The sequence below is a fragment of the Achromobacter sp. ACM05 genome, assembly GCF_019218915.1.
GTDB classification, from domain to species: domain Bacteria; phylum Pseudomonadota; class Gammaproteobacteria; order Burkholderiales; family Burkholderiaceae_B; genus Achromobacter; species Achromobacter animicus.
In genome coordinates this window covers 847,173-862,524 of sequence record NZ_JAHUWQ010000002.1, presented here as the reverse complement: position 1 = coordinate 862,524, position 15,352 = coordinate 847,173, and the positions used below count along the sequence as shown (strand labels likewise).

The 15,352-nt window shown below is 66.6% G+C and carries 16 protein-coding genes; 10 read left to right on the top strand and 6 right to left on the bottom strand.

Annotated features, from left to right (window positions below; genetic code table 11):
- Positions 1–56 precede the first annotated feature (56 nt).
- Positions 57–185: a hypothetical protein gene (locus KW836_RS27910; RefSeq protein WP_255595679.1), complete on the bottom strand. Its 129-nt coding sequence runs from the start codon at positions 183–185 to the stop codon at positions 57–59.
- Here KW836_RS27910 and KW836_RS14895 point away from each other — a divergent pair.
- The 4 genes from KW836_RS14895 to KW836_RS14880 all read left to right on the top strand — a co-directional run bounded on the left by KW836_RS14895 (position 184) and on the right by KW836_RS14880 (position 5,463).
- Entirely contained in the window at positions 184–1,815 is a 1,632-nt protein-coding gene (locus KW836_RS14895; protein ID WP_218343749.1) for an ATP-binding cassette domain-containing protein, read from the top strand. The genes KW836_RS27910 and KW836_RS14895 overlap by 2 nt on opposite strands.
- Before the next feature lie 137 nt (positions 1,816–1,952).
- Entirely contained in the window at positions 1,953–2,822 is an 870-nt protein-coding gene (gene asd, locus KW836_RS14890) for an archaetidylserine decarboxylase (RefSeq protein ID WP_175121608.1), read from the top strand.
- Positions 2,823–2,923: 101 nt separating this feature from the next.
- Positions 2,924–4,156, top strand: coding sequence for an alpha-hydroxy acid oxidase (locus KW836_RS14885; protein WP_218343747.1), 1,233 nt, complete (start codon positions 2,924–2,926; stop codon positions 4,154–4,156).
- Positions 4,157–4,293: 137 nt separating this feature from the next.
- Positions 4,294–5,463, top strand: coding sequence for a metallophosphoesterase (locus tag KW836_RS14880; RefSeq protein ID WP_175136561.1), 1,170 nt, complete (start codon positions 4,294–4,296; stop codon positions 5,461–5,463).
- 67 nt (positions 5,464–5,530) lie between these two features.
- Here KW836_RS14880 and KW836_RS14875 read toward each other — a convergent pair whose 3' ends face one another.
- Both KW836_RS14875 and KW836_RS14870 read right to left on the bottom strand, forming a co-directional pair.
- Positions 5,531–5,986, bottom strand: a complete 456-nt coding sequence (locus KW836_RS14875; RefSeq protein WP_056561122.1) for an Lrp/AsnC family transcriptional regulator — start codon at positions 5,984–5,986, stop codon at positions 5,531–5,533.
- Positions 5,987–6,083: 97 nt separating this feature from the next.
- A complete protein-coding gene (locus KW836_RS14870) occupies positions 6,084–6,875 on the bottom strand; it encodes a MetQ/NlpA family ABC transporter substrate-binding protein (RefSeq protein WP_239213423.1) in 792 nt (263 codons plus the stop codon).
- 192 nt (positions 6,876–7,067) lie between these two features.
- On the opposite strand from KW836_RS14870, the gene rocD reads away from it, so the two are divergent.
- The gene (gene rocD / locus KW836_RS14865; protein WP_217481032.1) at positions 7,068–8,303 is read left to right on the top strand and encodes an ornithine--oxo-acid transaminase; all 1,236 of its coding nucleotides are present in this window, start codon (positions 7,068–7,070) and stop codon (positions 8,301–8,303) included.
- A gap of 56 nt (positions 8,304–8,359) precedes the next feature.
- On the top strand, positions 8,360–9,298 hold the full coding sequence (rocF, locus tag KW836_RS14860) for an arginase (protein WP_254594871.1): 939 nt from the start codon (positions 8,360–8,362) through the stop codon (positions 9,296–9,298).
- Between the two features lie 72 nt (positions 9,299–9,370).
- Here rocF and KW836_RS14855 read toward each other — a convergent pair whose 3' ends face one another.
- The gene (locus KW836_RS14855; RefSeq protein ID WP_218343745.1) at positions 9,371–10,111 is read right to left on the bottom strand and encodes an IclR family transcriptional regulator; all 741 of its coding nucleotides are present in this window, start codon (positions 10,109–10,111) and stop codon (positions 9,371–9,373) included.
- Between the two features lie 225 nt (positions 10,112–10,336).
- Here KW836_RS14855 and KW836_RS14850 point away from each other — a divergent pair, with 225 nt between their 5' ends.
- Both KW836_RS14850 and KW836_RS14845 read left to right on the top strand, forming a co-directional pair.
- Positions 10,337–11,545 (top strand): ABC transporter substrate-binding protein, encoded by a 1,209-nt coding sequence (locus KW836_RS14850; protein WP_175185323.1) that lies wholly within the window; start codon positions 10,337–10,339, stop codon positions 11,543–11,545.
- Positions 11,546–11,612: 67 nt separating this feature from the next.
- Positions 11,613–12,674 carry an alcohol dehydrogenase gene (locus tag KW836_RS14845; RefSeq protein WP_218343742.1) on the top strand — a complete coding sequence of 354 codons (1,062 nt, stop codon included), beginning with the start codon at positions 11,613–11,615 and terminating at the stop codon, positions 12,672–12,674.
- 86 nt (positions 12,675–12,760) lie between these two features.
- Here KW836_RS14845 and KW836_RS14840 read toward each other — a convergent pair whose 3' ends face one another.
- Both KW836_RS14840 and KW836_RS14835 read right to left on the bottom strand, forming a co-directional pair.
- Positions 12,761–13,273 (bottom strand): RES family NAD+ phosphorylase, encoded by a 513-nt coding sequence (locus tag KW836_RS14840; RefSeq protein WP_175121614.1) that lies wholly within the window; start codon positions 13,271–13,273, stop codon positions 12,761–12,763.
- Positions 13,270–13,740: an antitoxin Xre/MbcA/ParS toxin-binding domain-containing protein gene (locus KW836_RS14835; RefSeq protein ID WP_191578705.1), complete on the bottom strand. Its 471-nt coding sequence runs from the start codon at positions 13,738–13,740 to the stop codon at positions 13,270–13,272. Before KW836_RS14835 ends, KW836_RS14840 begins: the two co-directional genes overlap by 4 nt.
- A 242-nt stretch (positions 13,741–13,982) precedes the next feature.
- Here KW836_RS14835 and KW836_RS14830 point away from each other — a divergent pair, with 242 nt between their 5' ends.
- Both KW836_RS14830 and KW836_RS14825 read left to right on the top strand, forming a co-directional pair.
- Entirely contained in the window at positions 13,983–14,360 is a 378-nt protein-coding gene (locus tag KW836_RS14830) for a DUF423 domain-containing protein (RefSeq protein ID WP_218343740.1), read from the top strand.
- Positions 14,361–14,433: 73 nt separating this feature from the next.
- Complete coding sequence (locus tag KW836_RS14825; RefSeq protein WP_218343737.1) at positions 14,434–15,342, top strand: DMT family transporter; 909 nt, start codon at positions 14,434–14,436, stop codon at positions 15,340–15,342.
- The last annotated feature ends 10 nt before the right edge of the window (positions 15,343–15,352 follow it).

Here is a 15,352-nt window from a genome sequence, read left to right as displayed (position 1 = left end):
CCGGCCAGACCTGCCCGGCCGGGTACAATCCCCCCTTCGTTCGGATTGAGTCCGCTTCATCCGACCACGTTCGCGCCGGCGCGCATGATGCGCGTGCCATCCCGCCGCGGTTCCTGCTTTCCTGCATACAGCCCCCAGAGGGCGTCTTGCCGCGCGCGCATCGCGCCATCCAGTCCTACATTCATGATCCGCTTCCAACAAGTTTCACTCATGCGCGGCGTCAAGCCGTTGCTCGACAAGGTCGACCTGCTTCTGAACCCCGGCGACAAGATCGGCCTCATCGGCGCCAATGGCGCGGGCAAGTCGAGTCTGTTCGGCCTCTTGCGCGGCACGCTGCACGCCGATCAGGGAGACCTGGACTACCCGGCGTCCTGGCGCGTGGCCCACGTCGCGCAGGAAACCCCTGCGCTGGACCGCCCCGCCATCGAGTACGCGATCGACGGCGACACCACGCTGCGCAAGCTGGAAGCGGAACTGGCCGCGCTGGAAGCCGAGCCTGAAAGCGCCGAAAACGGCCTGCGCATGGGCGAGATCTACGCCGCGCTGGCCGACGCCGATGCCTACACCGTCCACTCGCGCGCCGAGCAGTTGCTGACCGGCCTGGGCTTCACGCAGGCGCAGATGCACCTGCCGCTCACCAGCTTCTCGGGCGGCTGGCGCATGCGACTGAACCTGGCGCAGGCGCTGATGTGCCCGTCCGACCTGCTGCTGCTGGACGAGCCCACCAACCACCTGGATCTGGACGCGATCATCTGGCTGGAAGACTGGCTCAAGCGCTATCCGGGCACGCTCATCGTCATCTCGCACGATCGGGACTTCCTGGACGGCGTGGTGAACGTGATCGTCCACATCGACGAACGCAAGCTCAAGCGCTACTCGGGCCACTATTCGTCGTTTGAACGCCAGCGCGCCGCGCAGCTTGAACTGGCGCAGGGCATGATGGAAAAGCAGATGCGCCAGCGCGCGCACCTGCAATCGTTCATTGACCGCTTCAAGGCGCAAGCCAGCAAGGCACGCCAGGCGCAGAGCCGCATCAAGGCCCTGGCCCGCATGGAAGAAGTGGCGCCCCTGCGCGCCGCAGCCGAGTTCTCGTTCGAATTCCGCGAGCCGCTGCGCGCGCCCAATCCGCTGCTGACGATGGACAAGGTCAGCGCGGGCTATCGCATCGAGGACGAGGCCACCGACGCCGTGTCCGACAAGATCATCGTGTCGGGCATCAACTTCTCGCTGCAGGCGGGCCAGCGCATCGGCCTGTTGGGCATCAACGGCGCAGGCAAGTCGACCTTCATCAAGACCATCGCGGGCGAGATCGAATCGCTGGCCGGCGACACGCAGTTCAACAAGGGATTGTCCATCGGCTACTTCGCGCAGCATCAGGTCGAGATGCTGCGGCACGACGAATCTCCGTTGTGGCACATGACCAAGATTGCGCCGACCGTACGCGAACAGGAACTGCGCAACTTCCTGGGCAGCTTCAATTTCAATGGCGCGATGGCCACCAGCTCGATCGCGCCTTTCTCTGGCGGCGAAAAGGCACGGCTGGCGCTGGCGCTAATCGTGTGGCAACGCCCCAACCTGCTGCTGCTGGACGAACCCACCAACCACCTTGACCTGGAAACGCGCGAGGCGCTGACGGATGCGCTGGCGCAGTTCGAAGGCACGCTGGTGCTGGTGTCGCACGATCGCCATCTGCTGCGCGCCACGACCGACCAGTTCATCATCGTTGCGGACGGCAAGGTCAACCCGTTCGACGGCGACCTGGACGACTACAAGGACTGGCTCTACAAGACCAAGCTGGCGGCCAAGGCGGCCTGAGCGCGTTTTTGCGCGCCGTGCGCGCGCAACCGCGTTACAATCGCGCCGAATTGCCGGACTCCAGCGTCAACCTGGCCCGCACGGCAACCATCAACCACGTCCCGCTGTATGCGGGACGCGTTTTTTTAGCGCCATAGATGCCTATCAAAGACCAACTTTTTCTTGCCAGCCAGTATCTCGCGCCGCACCACCTGGTGTCGCGCTTCTTCGGATACGCATCGGACTGCCGCGAACCCGCGGTGAAGAACTGGATGATCTCGCGTTTCGTCCGCAAGTACGGCGTGAACATGAGCGAGGCGCTGCAAGAAGACCCGTTGGCCTACGACTGCTTCAATGACTTCTTCACGCGTGCGCTGAAAGACGGCGCGCGCCCGCTGGACGAAGAACCTGGCTCGGTGGTGTGTCCGGCCGACGGCGCCATCAGCCAGATGGGCGCGATCGAACAAGGCCGCATCTTTCAGGCCAAGGGCCACAGCTACGGACTCGCGGACCTCCTGGGTGGCGACACCGAGCGCGCCGCGCCGTTCCAGGGCGGCCAGTTCGCCACCATCTACCTGTCGCCCAAGGACTACCATCGCGTCCACATGCCCGTCGCCGGCACGCTGCGCGAAATGATCCACGTGCCCGGGCGCCTCTTCTCCGTCAACCCGCTGACCGCCCGCAACGTGCCGCGCCTGTTCGCGCGCAATGAGCGCGTTGTCTGCATCTTCGACACCGAGCACGGCCCCATGGCCGTGGTGCTGGTGGGCGCGATGATCGTGGCGTCCATCGAAACCGTGTGGGCAGGCCTGGTCACGCCGTTCAAGCGCCGGGTCAAGTCCGTGCGCTACGACGCGGCTGCCCGCGCGCCCATCTTTCTTGAAAAGGGCGCCGAGATGGGCCGCTTCAAGCTGGGTTCCACGGCCATCGTCCTGTTCGGACCCGACAAGATCCGCTGGGCCGACACGCCCTCGGTGACGGGCCCGGTGCGCATGGGCGAGCTGCTGGCGCTGCCCACGCAGGCATAAAGCACAAAACCTGTTCGCCAGAAGCAAACAGGTCACTTCAGTTTTATTCGCTTTCTGCGTTCGACGGCCGTTGCTAGATTACGGGCTTTTACCGGCCCGCCATGACTACCACCGCCCTGCCCGCCGCGCCCCCTGACGCCGCCTCTGGCGCCCTCGCCCGCAAGCTGCCCCGCGCGCTCGGGCGCATGCTGTCCCTGGACGATTTCGAAGCCGCGGCTCGCCGCCGGCTGCCGCGCCCGATCTTCGGCTACATCGCCGGCGCAGCCGAAGACAACCAATCGCTCAAAGGCAACCGCGAAGCCTTCGCGCAGTACGCGTTCACGCCGCGCGTCCTGGTTGATGTCTCCCGCCGCACGCAACAGACCGATCTGTTTGGCCGCACCTACGCGTCGCCCTTCGGCATCGCGCCCATGGGCATCAGCGCGCTGTCGGCTTACCGGGGCGATGTCGTGCTGGCGCGCGCGGCGCGCGAGCAGAACGTGCCCGCGATCCTGAGCGGCACCTCGCTGATTCCACTTGAAGCCGTCATCGCCGAAGCGCCCGGCACCTGGTTCCAGGCCTACCTGCCCGGCGACCCCGCCAAGATCGACGCGCTGATCGAACGCGCGCGGCGCGCCGCCTTCGAAACTCTGGTGCTGACCGTGGACATTCCCGTGTCCGCCAACCGCGAGAACAACGTGCGCACGGGTTTCTCGACGCCGCTCAAGCCCAGCTTGCGCCTGGCCCTGGACGGGCTGGCGCGCCCGCGCTGGCTGGCCGGCACGTTCGTGCGCACGCTGCTGGCGCATGGCATGCCGCACTTCGAGAATTCCTTCGCCACGCGCGGCGCGCCCATCGTCTCCGCCTCGGTGCTGCGCGACTTCACGGCACGCGACCATCTCAGTTGGGAACACGTGGCGCGCATCCGCCGGCAATGGCCGGGCACACTCGTCATCAAGGGCATCCTGCACCCGCGCGACGCGGCGCTGGCAAGGCAGCATGGTGCCGACGGCATCATCGTGTCCAATCACGGCGCGCGCCAGCTTGATGGCGCCATTTCGCCGCTGCGCGCCTTGCCCGGCGTGGTCGCCCAGGCCGGCGCGATGACCGTGATGATGGACAGCGGCGTGCGGCGCGGCGGCGATGTGCTCAAGGCGCTGGCCCTGGGCGCGCGCTGCGTGTTCGTGGGCCGCCCCTTCAACTACGCCGCAGCCGTAGGTGGCCAGCAAGGCGTGGCGCATGCCATCGGACTGCTGCGCGCCGAGGTCGACCGCAACATGGCCATGCTGGGCATCAATCGCCTTGACGAGATGGACGCCAGCCTGATCTGCCGGGAAGGCGAGCAGCCTGCCTGAGGCCGCCGCGCCAGGCGCCCAGGAGCCGGGCGCAGCGGACGCGCAGCGCCGCGTTTATCAATCGCGGCGCCGCCGGAGCATAGAATGGCGATTCCCTGATTCCCTGCGCGTCCGTTGCGGCGCGCCCGCCCGCCGCCGTGTCCCTGCGCCAATCCTCATTCTTCCTGCGGTTCCTGACCCTGGGCGCCCTCGCCCATGTGTACGTCGGCGCCCGTCTGATCCCCGACCTGCTGCTTGGTGGCGAAGGCACTGCCGCCGCCATCCTCTTCCTGATGCTGTCGTGCGTGCTGATCCCGATGGGCATGCTGGCGCGCTCTTCCGTCAATCCGCCTTGGGGCGACCGCATCGCCTGGGTCGGCCTGCTGGCCATGGGACTGTTCTCGTCACTCTTCGTGCTGACCGTGCTGCGCGACGCGCTGATGCTGCTTCTGTGGCTGGGCAATCTGGCGGCTGGCGCCGATCTGCCGTGGCTCGACCTGCGGCGCGCCACCGCGTGGACGGTCATCGGGCTATCGCTGGCCGGCACGCTGGCGGGCTTTTACAACGCCCGGCGCCGCGCCCGCGTGGTCGACGTGGACGTGCCGATCGCCGGCCTGCCGCAAGACCTGGACGGCTTCACCATCGTGCAGATCAGCGACATCCACGTCGGCCCGACCATCAAGCGCCGCTATGTGCAGGCCATTGTCGACGCGGTCAACGAACAGTTGCCCGACATGATCGCCATCACCGGCGACGTGGTGGACGGCAGCGTCGAGCAGCTTGCGGCGCAAGCCCGTCCGCTGGGCGATCTGCGCGCACCGTTCGGCGTGTATCTGGTCACCGGCAACCACGAATACTATTCGGGCGCGGGCCCCTGGATCGCTGAATTCCGCCGCCTGGGCCTGCGCGTCCTCCTGAACGAACATGCCGTAATCCATCCGTCGGGCCTGCCTGTGGTGGTGGCCGGCGTCACGGACTTCAGCGCCGGGGCCTTCGATCCGCAGCAGCGCAGCAATCCGCGTGCGGCGCTGGCCAACGCGCCGGCCGACGCCTTTCCGCGCATCCTGCTGGCCCACCAGCCGCGCAGCGCTGCCGCGGCGGAACCGGCGGGCTACACGCTGCAGCTCTCCGGCCATACGCATGGCGGGCAATTCTTTCCGTGGGGTTTCTTCGTGCGGTTCCAGCAACCGTTTACGGCGGGGCTGCACCGGTTGGGACAGATGTGGGTCTACACCAGCCGCGGCACCGGCTATTGGGGACCGCCCAAGCGGTTGTGGGCGCCGTCGGAGATCACGCGCCTACGCCTGCGCGCCGCCCCCGCCCGCTGAAGGGCGGGATGCTCTCGAGACGGCCAGCAATCAGGCCGCCTGGGGATGTTGTTCAAGCGGCCAGCAATCATGCCGCCTCAGGCAGCGGCCCGCGCTCCAGATAACTGGTCAGGGCGATATCGCTGGTCGTGTTGGAGATGCCTTCAATCTGGTGGATACGCGCCAGCAGCAATTCCAGCGCCTGGGTATCGCGCACACGCACCTTCAGCAGCATCGCGCTCTTGCCGGTGATGGTGTGGATCTCCTCGACCTCATTCAGCTCGGCCAAGCCCAGCACCTGCTGCGTGATGGTCCAGTTGATCGTGTCGACATGCACGAAGGCCAGCAACGGCCGGCCCATCTTTGCGCCGTCGAGCTTGGCGGCGATGCCCTTGATCAGCCCGTCGCGCTTGAGCCGCTTGACCCGCTCGTGCACCGCGGGCGCCGACAGGTTGAGCTGTTTGCCCAGCTCCGCATAGCTGGGCGTGGCGTCGTCGGCCAACAGCGTCAAGAGTTTCCGGTCGCGGTCATCGAGGTCAGACATTGGAATCAGGTTCGGCGCGCAGCGCGGCCGGCCTTTGATGAAAAGGGTTTGTCGGGGCAAACCCTGATTTTATTCCGATTGCCGTCCTGAAACCGCCTTACCAGGGGAACGAAATCAGGTCGCCGTACAGCCGCTTGAGCGTCGCCTTCACTTCGGGCGAGTTCTGATAAATGGCAATGAACTTCAACAGGCGCGGGTCCTGCGCCTTTTCCGGCTTGGCCACCCAGCGGATGGCGTAGCGCCGGATGCTGTCCGGATCGGTATTGTCGAAGGCCAGCCCATCCTTTTCGTTCAGGCCCGCCTGTTTTGCGAACGTCGTATAGGTGACCGACGCCGTCACGTCGTCGAACGTGCGGGCCGACTGCGATCCTTCGATCTGGACGAACTTGAGCTTCTTGGGATTGGCCACCACGTCCTGCAGGCTGGCCTGGTGTGCGACGCCCGGCTTGAGCGTGATGAGTCCCATCGACTGCAGCAGCAGCAAGGCGCGGCCGGTATTGACCGGGTCGTTCGGCACCGCGATGGTCGCGCCCTCGGGCACCGGATCCCCCTTCTTCAGCTTTTTGGAAAACAGGCCGATGGTGGTCGAATAGCCGTATGCGATGGGCTGCAGGTTGGCGCCGCGGCGCTGGTTGAAGAGTTCAAGAAACGGCGCGTGCTGGAAGAAATTGGCGTCCACCGACCCGTCGGCTACCGCAATGTTGGGCAGCACCCAGTCATTGAATTCCACCAGCTTGACGTCCAACCCTTGCTGCTTGGCCTGCGCGATGGCCAGTTCGGTGGCCTCGTTGGCCACGCTGGCAATCACGCCGATCCGCAGGGGCTGTTCCTGCGCCGCCGCCGGGGCAATCACCGCCAATCCCAGCGCCGCCACCGCGGCGCCGCGCATCAGTCTCTCAAGCAATTGGTGCACAAGCATGTCAGCCATCCACAGAATCGGAACGCCGGACGACGGTCCGGCACAGGCGCTATTGTGCAGCACCCGGCGCGCCGGTCACGGAAAGGCCTTTGTCATGCAATGGCAATGCCAAGCCGCGCCCACGGCGCTAAGATGGCCGCAGTATGCCTTTGGGAGACGTTCATGAGTGCCGTGATGCCCCCCCAACCCAACCCGCAGTCCGCCGCCAGCCGCCGCGACCACATCGAAGACCAGTTGGGCGCGCACAACTACCACCCGCTGGACGTCGTGCTGGCGCGCGGCAGCGGCGTCTGGGTCTACGACGTGGACGGTCGCAAGTACCTGGACTGCCTGGCCGCCTATTCCGCGGTCAACCAGGGCCATTGCCACCCGCGCATCCTGGCGGCCATGACCGAGCAGGCGCAAAAGCTTACCCTGACCTCGCGTGCGTTTCGCCATGACCAGATGGCGGGCTTCTATGAAGACCTGGCGCGCCTGACGGGCGCTCACAAGATCCTGCCCATGAACAGCGGCGCCGAAGCCGTCGAAACGGCCATCAAGGCCGTGCGTAAGTGGGGCTACGAGGTGCGCGGCGTGCCCGAGGGCAAGGCCGAGATCATCGTCTGCGCCAACAATTTCCATGGCCGTACGCTGGGCATCGTGGGGTTTTCGACCGACCCCGACGCCTATGGCCATTACGGCCCGTTCGCACCCGGCTTCAAGGTCGTGCCTTTTGGCGACTTCGAGGCCTTCGACGCCGCCATCAGCGACCGCACGGTCGCGTTCCTGGTCGAACCGATCCAGGGCGAAGCCGGCGTGGTGATGCCGCCGCCCGGGTACTTCAGCCGCGTGCGCCAACGGTGCACGGAACGCGGCATCACGCTGATCCTGGACGAGATCCAGACCGGCCTGGGACGCACGGGCAAGCTGCTGGCCGAGGAGCACGAAGGCATCGAAGCCGACGTCACGCTTATCGGCAAGGCGCTGTCCGGCGGTTTCTATCCCGTGTCCGCCGTGCTGTCCAACGCCGACGTGCTGGGCGTGTTCCAGCCCGGTCAACACGGCAGCACCTTTGGCGGCAATCCGCTGGCGTGCGCCATCGCGCGCGCCGCGCTGAGGGTGTTGACCGAGGAAGGCATGATCGAAAATGCGGCCGCCGTGGGAGCGCATTTCCTGGAGCGCCTGCGCAGCCTGCCCGGCCCGGTGCGCGAGGTCCGCGGGCGCGGCCTCATGCTGGCCGTGGAACTGGAGCCGGACGCCGGCGGCGCCCGCCTCTGGTGCGAACGCCTCCAGGCGCGAGGCTTGCTGGTCAAGGACACCCACGGTCATACCCTGCGCCTGTCGCCTCCCCTGATCGTCACGCGGGACGAGGTGGACTGGGCGTGCGACCAACTGGCAGCGGCGCTATCCGCCGCGTGACCCCACGCGCCGCAACGTGAACACTGCAATACGGAGCATGCGAATTGACGAACGCATTGACGAAACCCCCCACCCTGCCCACCCAAGTCACCCTGATCGGCGCACCGACCGACATCGGCGCCGGCGCGCGCGGCGCGTCAATGGGCCCTGAAGCGCTGCGCGTCGCGGACCTGGGGCCGGTCATCGAAGCGCAGGGCTTTCAGGTCCGCGACCGCGGCAACCTGTACGGCCCCGCCAATCCCTGGCTGCCCCCCGTGGACGGCTACCGCCACCTTGAGGAAGTGACCGCGTGGAATCAGGCGGTGCACGATGCCGTGTACGAAGAACTGGCCGAAGGCCGCCTGCCCGTCCTGCTGGGCGGCGACCACAGTCTGGGCATCGGCTCGGTCAGCGCGGTGGCGCGCCACTGCCGCGCCACCGGCAAGAAACTGCGCGTGCTATGGCTGGACGCGCACGCCGACTTCAACACCCATCTGCTCACGCCCACCGGCAACCTGCACGGCATGCCGGTGGCCTGCCTGTGCGGCAATGGTCCCGCGCCGCTGACCGGCATGTCGGGCGAGTTTCCGGACATCGAGCCGTCCTGCGTGCGGCAGATCGGCATCCGCAGCGTGGATCCTGGCGAAAAACGCCTGCTGCACGACGCCGGCCTCGAGGTCTTCGACATGCGGTATCTGGATGAGATGGGCATGCGCGCCACAATGCAGGCCGCCTTGGCCGGGCTGGACGCCGACACGCATCTGCACGTGAGTTTCGACGTGGACTTTCTCGATCCCGAGATCGCGCCGGGCGTGGGCACCACGGTGATGGGCGGCCCCACCTATCGCGAGGCGCAGCTCTGCATGGAGATGATTGCCGACACCGGCCTCATGCGGTCGCTGGACGTAGTGGAACTGAACCCGGCGCTCGACGTGCGCAACCGCACGGCGGAGCTGGCGGTGGATTTGATTGAAAGCCTGTTCGGAAAGTCCACGCTGGTGCGGCGGGGGCCTTGACGCGGGCGGTCGATGACGCGCGGCGCATCGACCGCATCGCTTCCGGCGGCGTAGACCGATGGAAATATCCCCTTATCCCTCGCGATCACGCCGGATCGCCTCGGCCGCGTCGCGCAAATGAATCAGATTTTCCTCGCGCTGCGCCCACACGCGCGGCGTGGGACCTGCCACGCATAGCGCGTACCATTCGCCGCCCAGATCCAGTGCGACGGCCAGCCCCGTGAGGTCCGCGACGCTTTCCCCCACGTTCGAGGCCCAGCCCCGCTCGGCAACCTTGCCCACGTCGGCCAGCAGGGCTTCGCGGGTTGTCAGCGTGCTATCCGTGTAGCGCGTGTATTGCGCCGCCGCCAGGACCTGATCGCGGTCAGCGGCCGGCAGGCGCGCCAGGATGGCTTTGGCAACCGAACTCGTGTGCAGCGGACGTCGTTCGCCGGCGCGCGCCGCATAGTGGACGGGCTGGGTCGACTCGGCCACGTCCAGAAACACGACGGCGCCATCCTGGATCTTGCCCAGCATCACGGTCTCGTTGACGGCATCGCGTAGCACCAATAACCGCGGCCGCACCAGATCCAGCCACGGGTCGCCCGCCAGAATCTGCGCAGCCAACCCGTGCAGCTTGCCGGTGGGGTAATACCCGGCGCGGCGCCTGACCTCGTACAGATACCCCCGAGCCACCAAGGTGCGCACCAGTGCCAGACAGCTCGACATCGGCGCGTCCAGCCCCTGGGCCAGCTCGGTCAGCGGCATGGGCCGCTTCGTCTGCGCAAACAGCTCCAGTAACTCCAGCGTGCGAGCGACAAGCTTGACTTCCACGGCGTCGGCCCTCCTTCGTGGCAATGCGATTTTGGCACCCGGACTAGGGTGTTCCACCGTGTTGACTTTTCATGTACAGGTACCTAAATTCTTGCACAGGAATTTGCATTCACCAATGTGAAATACATTTCAGCCGGCTGGAGCACCGGCGCCCGCCTACCCGAGTTGCCGCGTCATCCATAACGTTCAATAAAACGGTCCGCTTCAGGGCTGGGAGACAGAAAGATGCGTATCAAACCCGTGTTGGCGGCTCTGGCCGCCACCCTGGCCGCCTGCGCGGCCCAAGCCCAGTCCGACGTCGTGCGGCTGGGCGTGTCCAACGACCGTTCCGGCATTTATTCCGACCTTGGCGGCCTCGGGTCCGAGACCGCCGTGCGCATGGCCGTGGAGGATTTCGGCGGCAAGGTGGCCGGCAAGACCGTCGAGGTGGTCGGCGCGGACAACCAGAACAAGGCCGACGTGGCGTCCGCGCTGGTGCGCCGCTGGTTCGACACGCAGAATCTGGTCGCGGTGGTGGACGGCGGCGCCAGCTCGGCCGGCCTGGCCGCCCAGGGCGTGGCGCGCGAAAAAGGCGGCACCGCGCTGATCAGCGGCGGTTTTGCCGGGGACTTCAGCGGCAAGCAATGCAGCAACCTCAGCACGCAATGGGCGCCGGATACCTACGCGCTGGCCAACGCCGTGGTCAAGAGCGTCGTCGAGAGCGGCGGCAAGAGCTGGTACTTCATCACCACCGATTACGTCTTCGGCAAATCGCTGGAAAGCAACGCGTCACGCTTCGTCGAGGCCGCGGGCGGCAAGGTCGTGGGCAGCACGCGCCATCCGCTGGGCGCGATGGACTTTGCGTCGTTCCTCATCCAGGCGCAGTCATCCAAGTCCGACGTCGTGGGCCTGGCCAGCGCCGGGGGCGACCTGGTCAACCTCATCAAGCAGGCGCAGGAGTTCGGCCTGGCGGGCGGCAAGCAGCGGATGCTGACGTTCCTGACCTTCATCAACGACGTCCATGCAATGGGGCTGCCCGTTGCGCAGGGGCTGACCTTCCCCACCGGCTTCTATTGGGATGCCGACGAGGACACCCGCGCCTGGACCCAGCGCTGGCAAAAGAAGATGGGCGTCACGCGCGCCCCCTCCATCGTCCAGGCCCTGAGCTACGTGGCCACCACGCATTACCTGCAGGCCGCGCAGGCCGCCGGCACCTTCGACGCCGCGGTGGTCAACCAGAAGATGCGCGAATTGCCCATCACCACCAAACTGATCAAGAATGCCCGGGTGCGCCCCGAAGATGGCCGCGTCATCATGGACCTGTACCTGGTCGAGGTGAAAAAGCCCGCCGAGTCCAAGCATCCGAACGATTACTACCGCATCCTGTCCACGGTGCCCGGCGAAAAGGTCTTCGTGTCGCTCGCCGACAGCGAATGCCCCCTGGTCAAGAAATAGGTCACGCCGGACGCGCCGGATTCCGGTCCGGCCGCAGGGTGCAGGCAATTACATAAAGGAGACAACCATGAAGTGCTATTGCGTCGTCAATTTCCGCGAACCGCTGCAGGAAATGGACCAGCCCACCCCCACGCCGCAAGGGTCGCAGGTCCTGCTCAAGGTTCGCGCGGCCGGCGTGTGCCACAGCGATATTCACTTGTGGGAAGGCGGCTACGACCTGGGCCAGGGCCGGACCCTGTCGCTCAAGGACCGGGGCGTGTCGCTGCCGCTGACCATGGGCCATGAAACGGTGGGCGCCGTCGTGGCGGCCGGCCCCGACGCGCAGGGCCTGGCCACCGACCGCAATTACCTCGTCTATCCGTGGATCGGCTGCGGCAAGTGCCCGTCGTGCATGGCCGGCATGGAAAACCACTGCACCGTGCCGGCCTGCCTGGGCGTCCACCGCGCTGGCGGCTACGCGGACCACATCGTCGTGCCGCATCCGCGCTACCTCATCGACATCGGCGACCTGGACCCCACGCAGATCGCGCCTTACGCGTGCTCAGGGCTCACCACGTACTCCGCGTTGCAGAAGATCGGCGCAGACATCTACCGCGAGCATCCCGTCGTGATCTTCGGCGCGGGAGGCCTGGGCCTGATGAGTCTGACGCTGATCAAGGCGCTGGGTGGCGCGGGCGCCATCGTGGTCGACATCGACCCCGCCAAGCGCCAGGCGGCGCTGGATGCGGGCGCGCTGGCGGCCATCGACGGCGCCGCCCCGGACGCCGCGCAGCAGATCATGCAGGCGGCGGGGGGCAAGCCGGTGCGGGCCGCGATCGATCTGGTCGGCGCACCGGCCACCACCTCGCTGGCGTTCGACTTCCTGACCAAGGGCGGCAAGCTCATCATCGTTGGCCTGTTCGGCGGCGGCTCCACCTGGCCCATCGCCTTGATTCCGATGAAGGCGCTGTCCATCATCGGCAGCTACGTGGGCAACCTGGCCGAACTGAAGGAACTGATGGAACTGGTGCGGGCGGGCAAGGTGCCGCCGATGCCCGTCCACCGCCACGCATTGGCCGAGGCGGACAGCGTGCTGGCCTCTCTGCGCGAAGGCAAGGTCGTGGGCCGGGCGGTGTTGACGGTTGATTGAAGCTTTTGCGGCGATTGCGACTGAACGCGCCCGGCAGCGGGCGCGTTCTTTTTGACGCCTGATTTTTCACGCCTGCCTTTGGACGCCTACGCCGGCCGCAACCGCGGATCGTAGACGAAGCGTTCGCGCCGCACCACCACGATATCCTCGGCGTCCGGATGCGCCGGATTGATCAGGAAATTGCAGTCCGGCACGCCGCGATACGGCACGATCGCGCTGGGCAGTTCCAGCAGCGCCGACACCCCCGACGCCACCCAGTTGTCGCCCACGGCCTGCGACGCTTCGGCAAAGGGCACCGCGTCCCAGAACGGATAATCGTCCTGCAGTTGCGCCAGCGACAGCGACTGGCGCGCTTCGAAGATGCTAGTGGGCACGGCCAGTTCAATCAGGTAGCGGTTGGCGTGCTCGGACGCGCGCGCGGCAAAATGCACCACCGTTTCCAGCACGGCCAGCGCCACACTGGCCGAGGCATACACCACCGGCGTGCCCGGGCTGTTGTAGCGTCCGCCCACCGCGGCCGCGCCGGCGCCGGAGAGGTCGTCCGCCCGGTACTTGCCCGCCGTGGTGCCAATGCGCCAGAGCGAAACGTAATCGGTCATGCGTAGACGCCCGCGGCGGCGCGGGCCAGCGTGTCTTCGACGATGCGGCTGCTGGCATCCGACGTCAGGAGCGACAGCGGCTTGACGTTGCCCAGCGCCGGCACGGGCGTGTTCAGCCACAGCACCGCCTCCTCGTCGCTGCCCAACACCTGACGGGCGACACGCACCACGCGAGCGACGCGGGCAAGCCGGTCGGATTCACCGAGCGGCAGCGCCTGCCCTTCGCGCGTCCAGCGCGACAGCGACGCCGCCTTGACCTCCGTGATCGCCATGATTTCCGACTTGGGCACCTGCAGGTAATCGGCAGCATCGTCGACCATCTGCGCGGGCAGTCCGCGGTGCACATCCCGCGCAATATCGGTCAGCGGACTGTCGATCAGGCCGCGAAAAAGCTGCCTGGGGCGCGGCGGGCGCTTGGTGGAGGCGCCGCGCTTGGCGGGCGATTTGTCAGTCAGCGCGATGGTCATGATCTGCTCCGGGCGCCGCGTGGACGAAGCGAAAGCCGGAGAAACCGGCCAGACTTGCTCAGCGGCTGAATTACCAAATTGAATTTATAATATCCCATTTGGAAATCGGCTTGCAAGACGGCGGATGCCGAGCCGGCCGCGGGCCGCGCTTTGCCCTCGTCCGCGGCCCCGTCATGCACCATATTTGGGCCTATCATAGGCGGCGGCAAATTCGCCCCTCGCATTTCTCTCAAGGACACGCAATGACGGACCGGCAGCTCACCATACTCGCGGCGATCAACCTCATGGTGGCGGTGGGCGCCGGGGCATTCGGCGCGCATGGCCTCAAGCGCATCCTGACGCCAGAACTGCTGGCCGTCTGGCAGACCGGCGTCATGTACCACCTGGTCCACGCCCTGGGCATGTTCATCATCGCGTTGCTGGGCGCCCGCTTCGGGTCGCCGTTGCTGTCGGCCGCCGGCGTTGTCATGTTCGTCGGCATCGTGCTGTTTTCGGGCAGCCTGTACCTTCTGACGCTGACCGGCACCCGCTGGCTCGGCGCGGTGACACCGTTTGGCGGAACGGCCTTTCTGGCCGCCTGGGCAATGGTCGCCATTGCCGCCTACCGCGCGCAGAGCTGAAAGGCCTTCGCGTTCTTCACCTATCCGTTCTTCACCCTCCGGCGGCAGGAACCGCCGCCCTTGCAGGTTTCAGATGTCCCCAAGCACCGCATTACCCGCCGTCCGTGAACATTCCGCCGCCGCAGGCATCGCCTGCGTGGCGGGCGGCATCTTCTTTCTGACGCTCAGTGACGCCAACGCCAAATGGCTGGGCGCCAGCTACAACCCGCTGCAGATCCTCTTTCTGCGCGCGCTGATCGCGCTGCCCTTCGTGACCGCGCTGGCCTTGTGGCTGGGCGGACGCCGCGTGCTGCGTACGACGCATCCCGGCCTGCACCTGACGCGCGGCGCCATCAACGTGGTCTCGGCCTGTTGCTTCTATCTGGGATTGCAGGCGCTGCCGCTGGCCGAGGTCACCGCCATCGCGTTCGCCGCGCCGCTGTTCGTCACGGCGCTGTCGGTGCTGATCCTGAAGGAACGCGTGGACGGCAAGCGCTGGCTGGCGGTGCTGGCAGGCTTTGCCGGCGTGCTGATCGTGGTTCGCCCTGGCACGCAGGCCTTCCAGGCCGCCACCCTGCTGCCGCTGACCACCGCCCTGCTCTACGCGGTCATGATGATCACCGCGCGCGGCATCAACCGCGCAGAAGGCATGCTGACCACCACTTTCTACATCGTGTTGGGACAACTGGTGTGCAGCGCGATCGGATTGCCGTGGGTGTGGCGCGCGCCGGCCATGGAGGACCTGCCCTATTTTGGCGGCGTGGCGCTGTTCAGCACGTTGGGCCTGGCGCTCATCACGCAGGGATTCCGCATCGGGCCCGCGTCTGTCGTGGCGCCTTTCGACTACACCGGTCTGGTCTGGGCCACGATCCTGGGATGGATCTTCTGGCGCGAGGCGCCCGACGCGTATGCGTACCTGGGCGCCGTTTTCATTGCCGGCAGCGGCGTGTACATCGCCGTGCGCGAAGCGCGCGGAAAATCGCGCCGGCGTGCCGCCACCTGAAGCTGCCCGC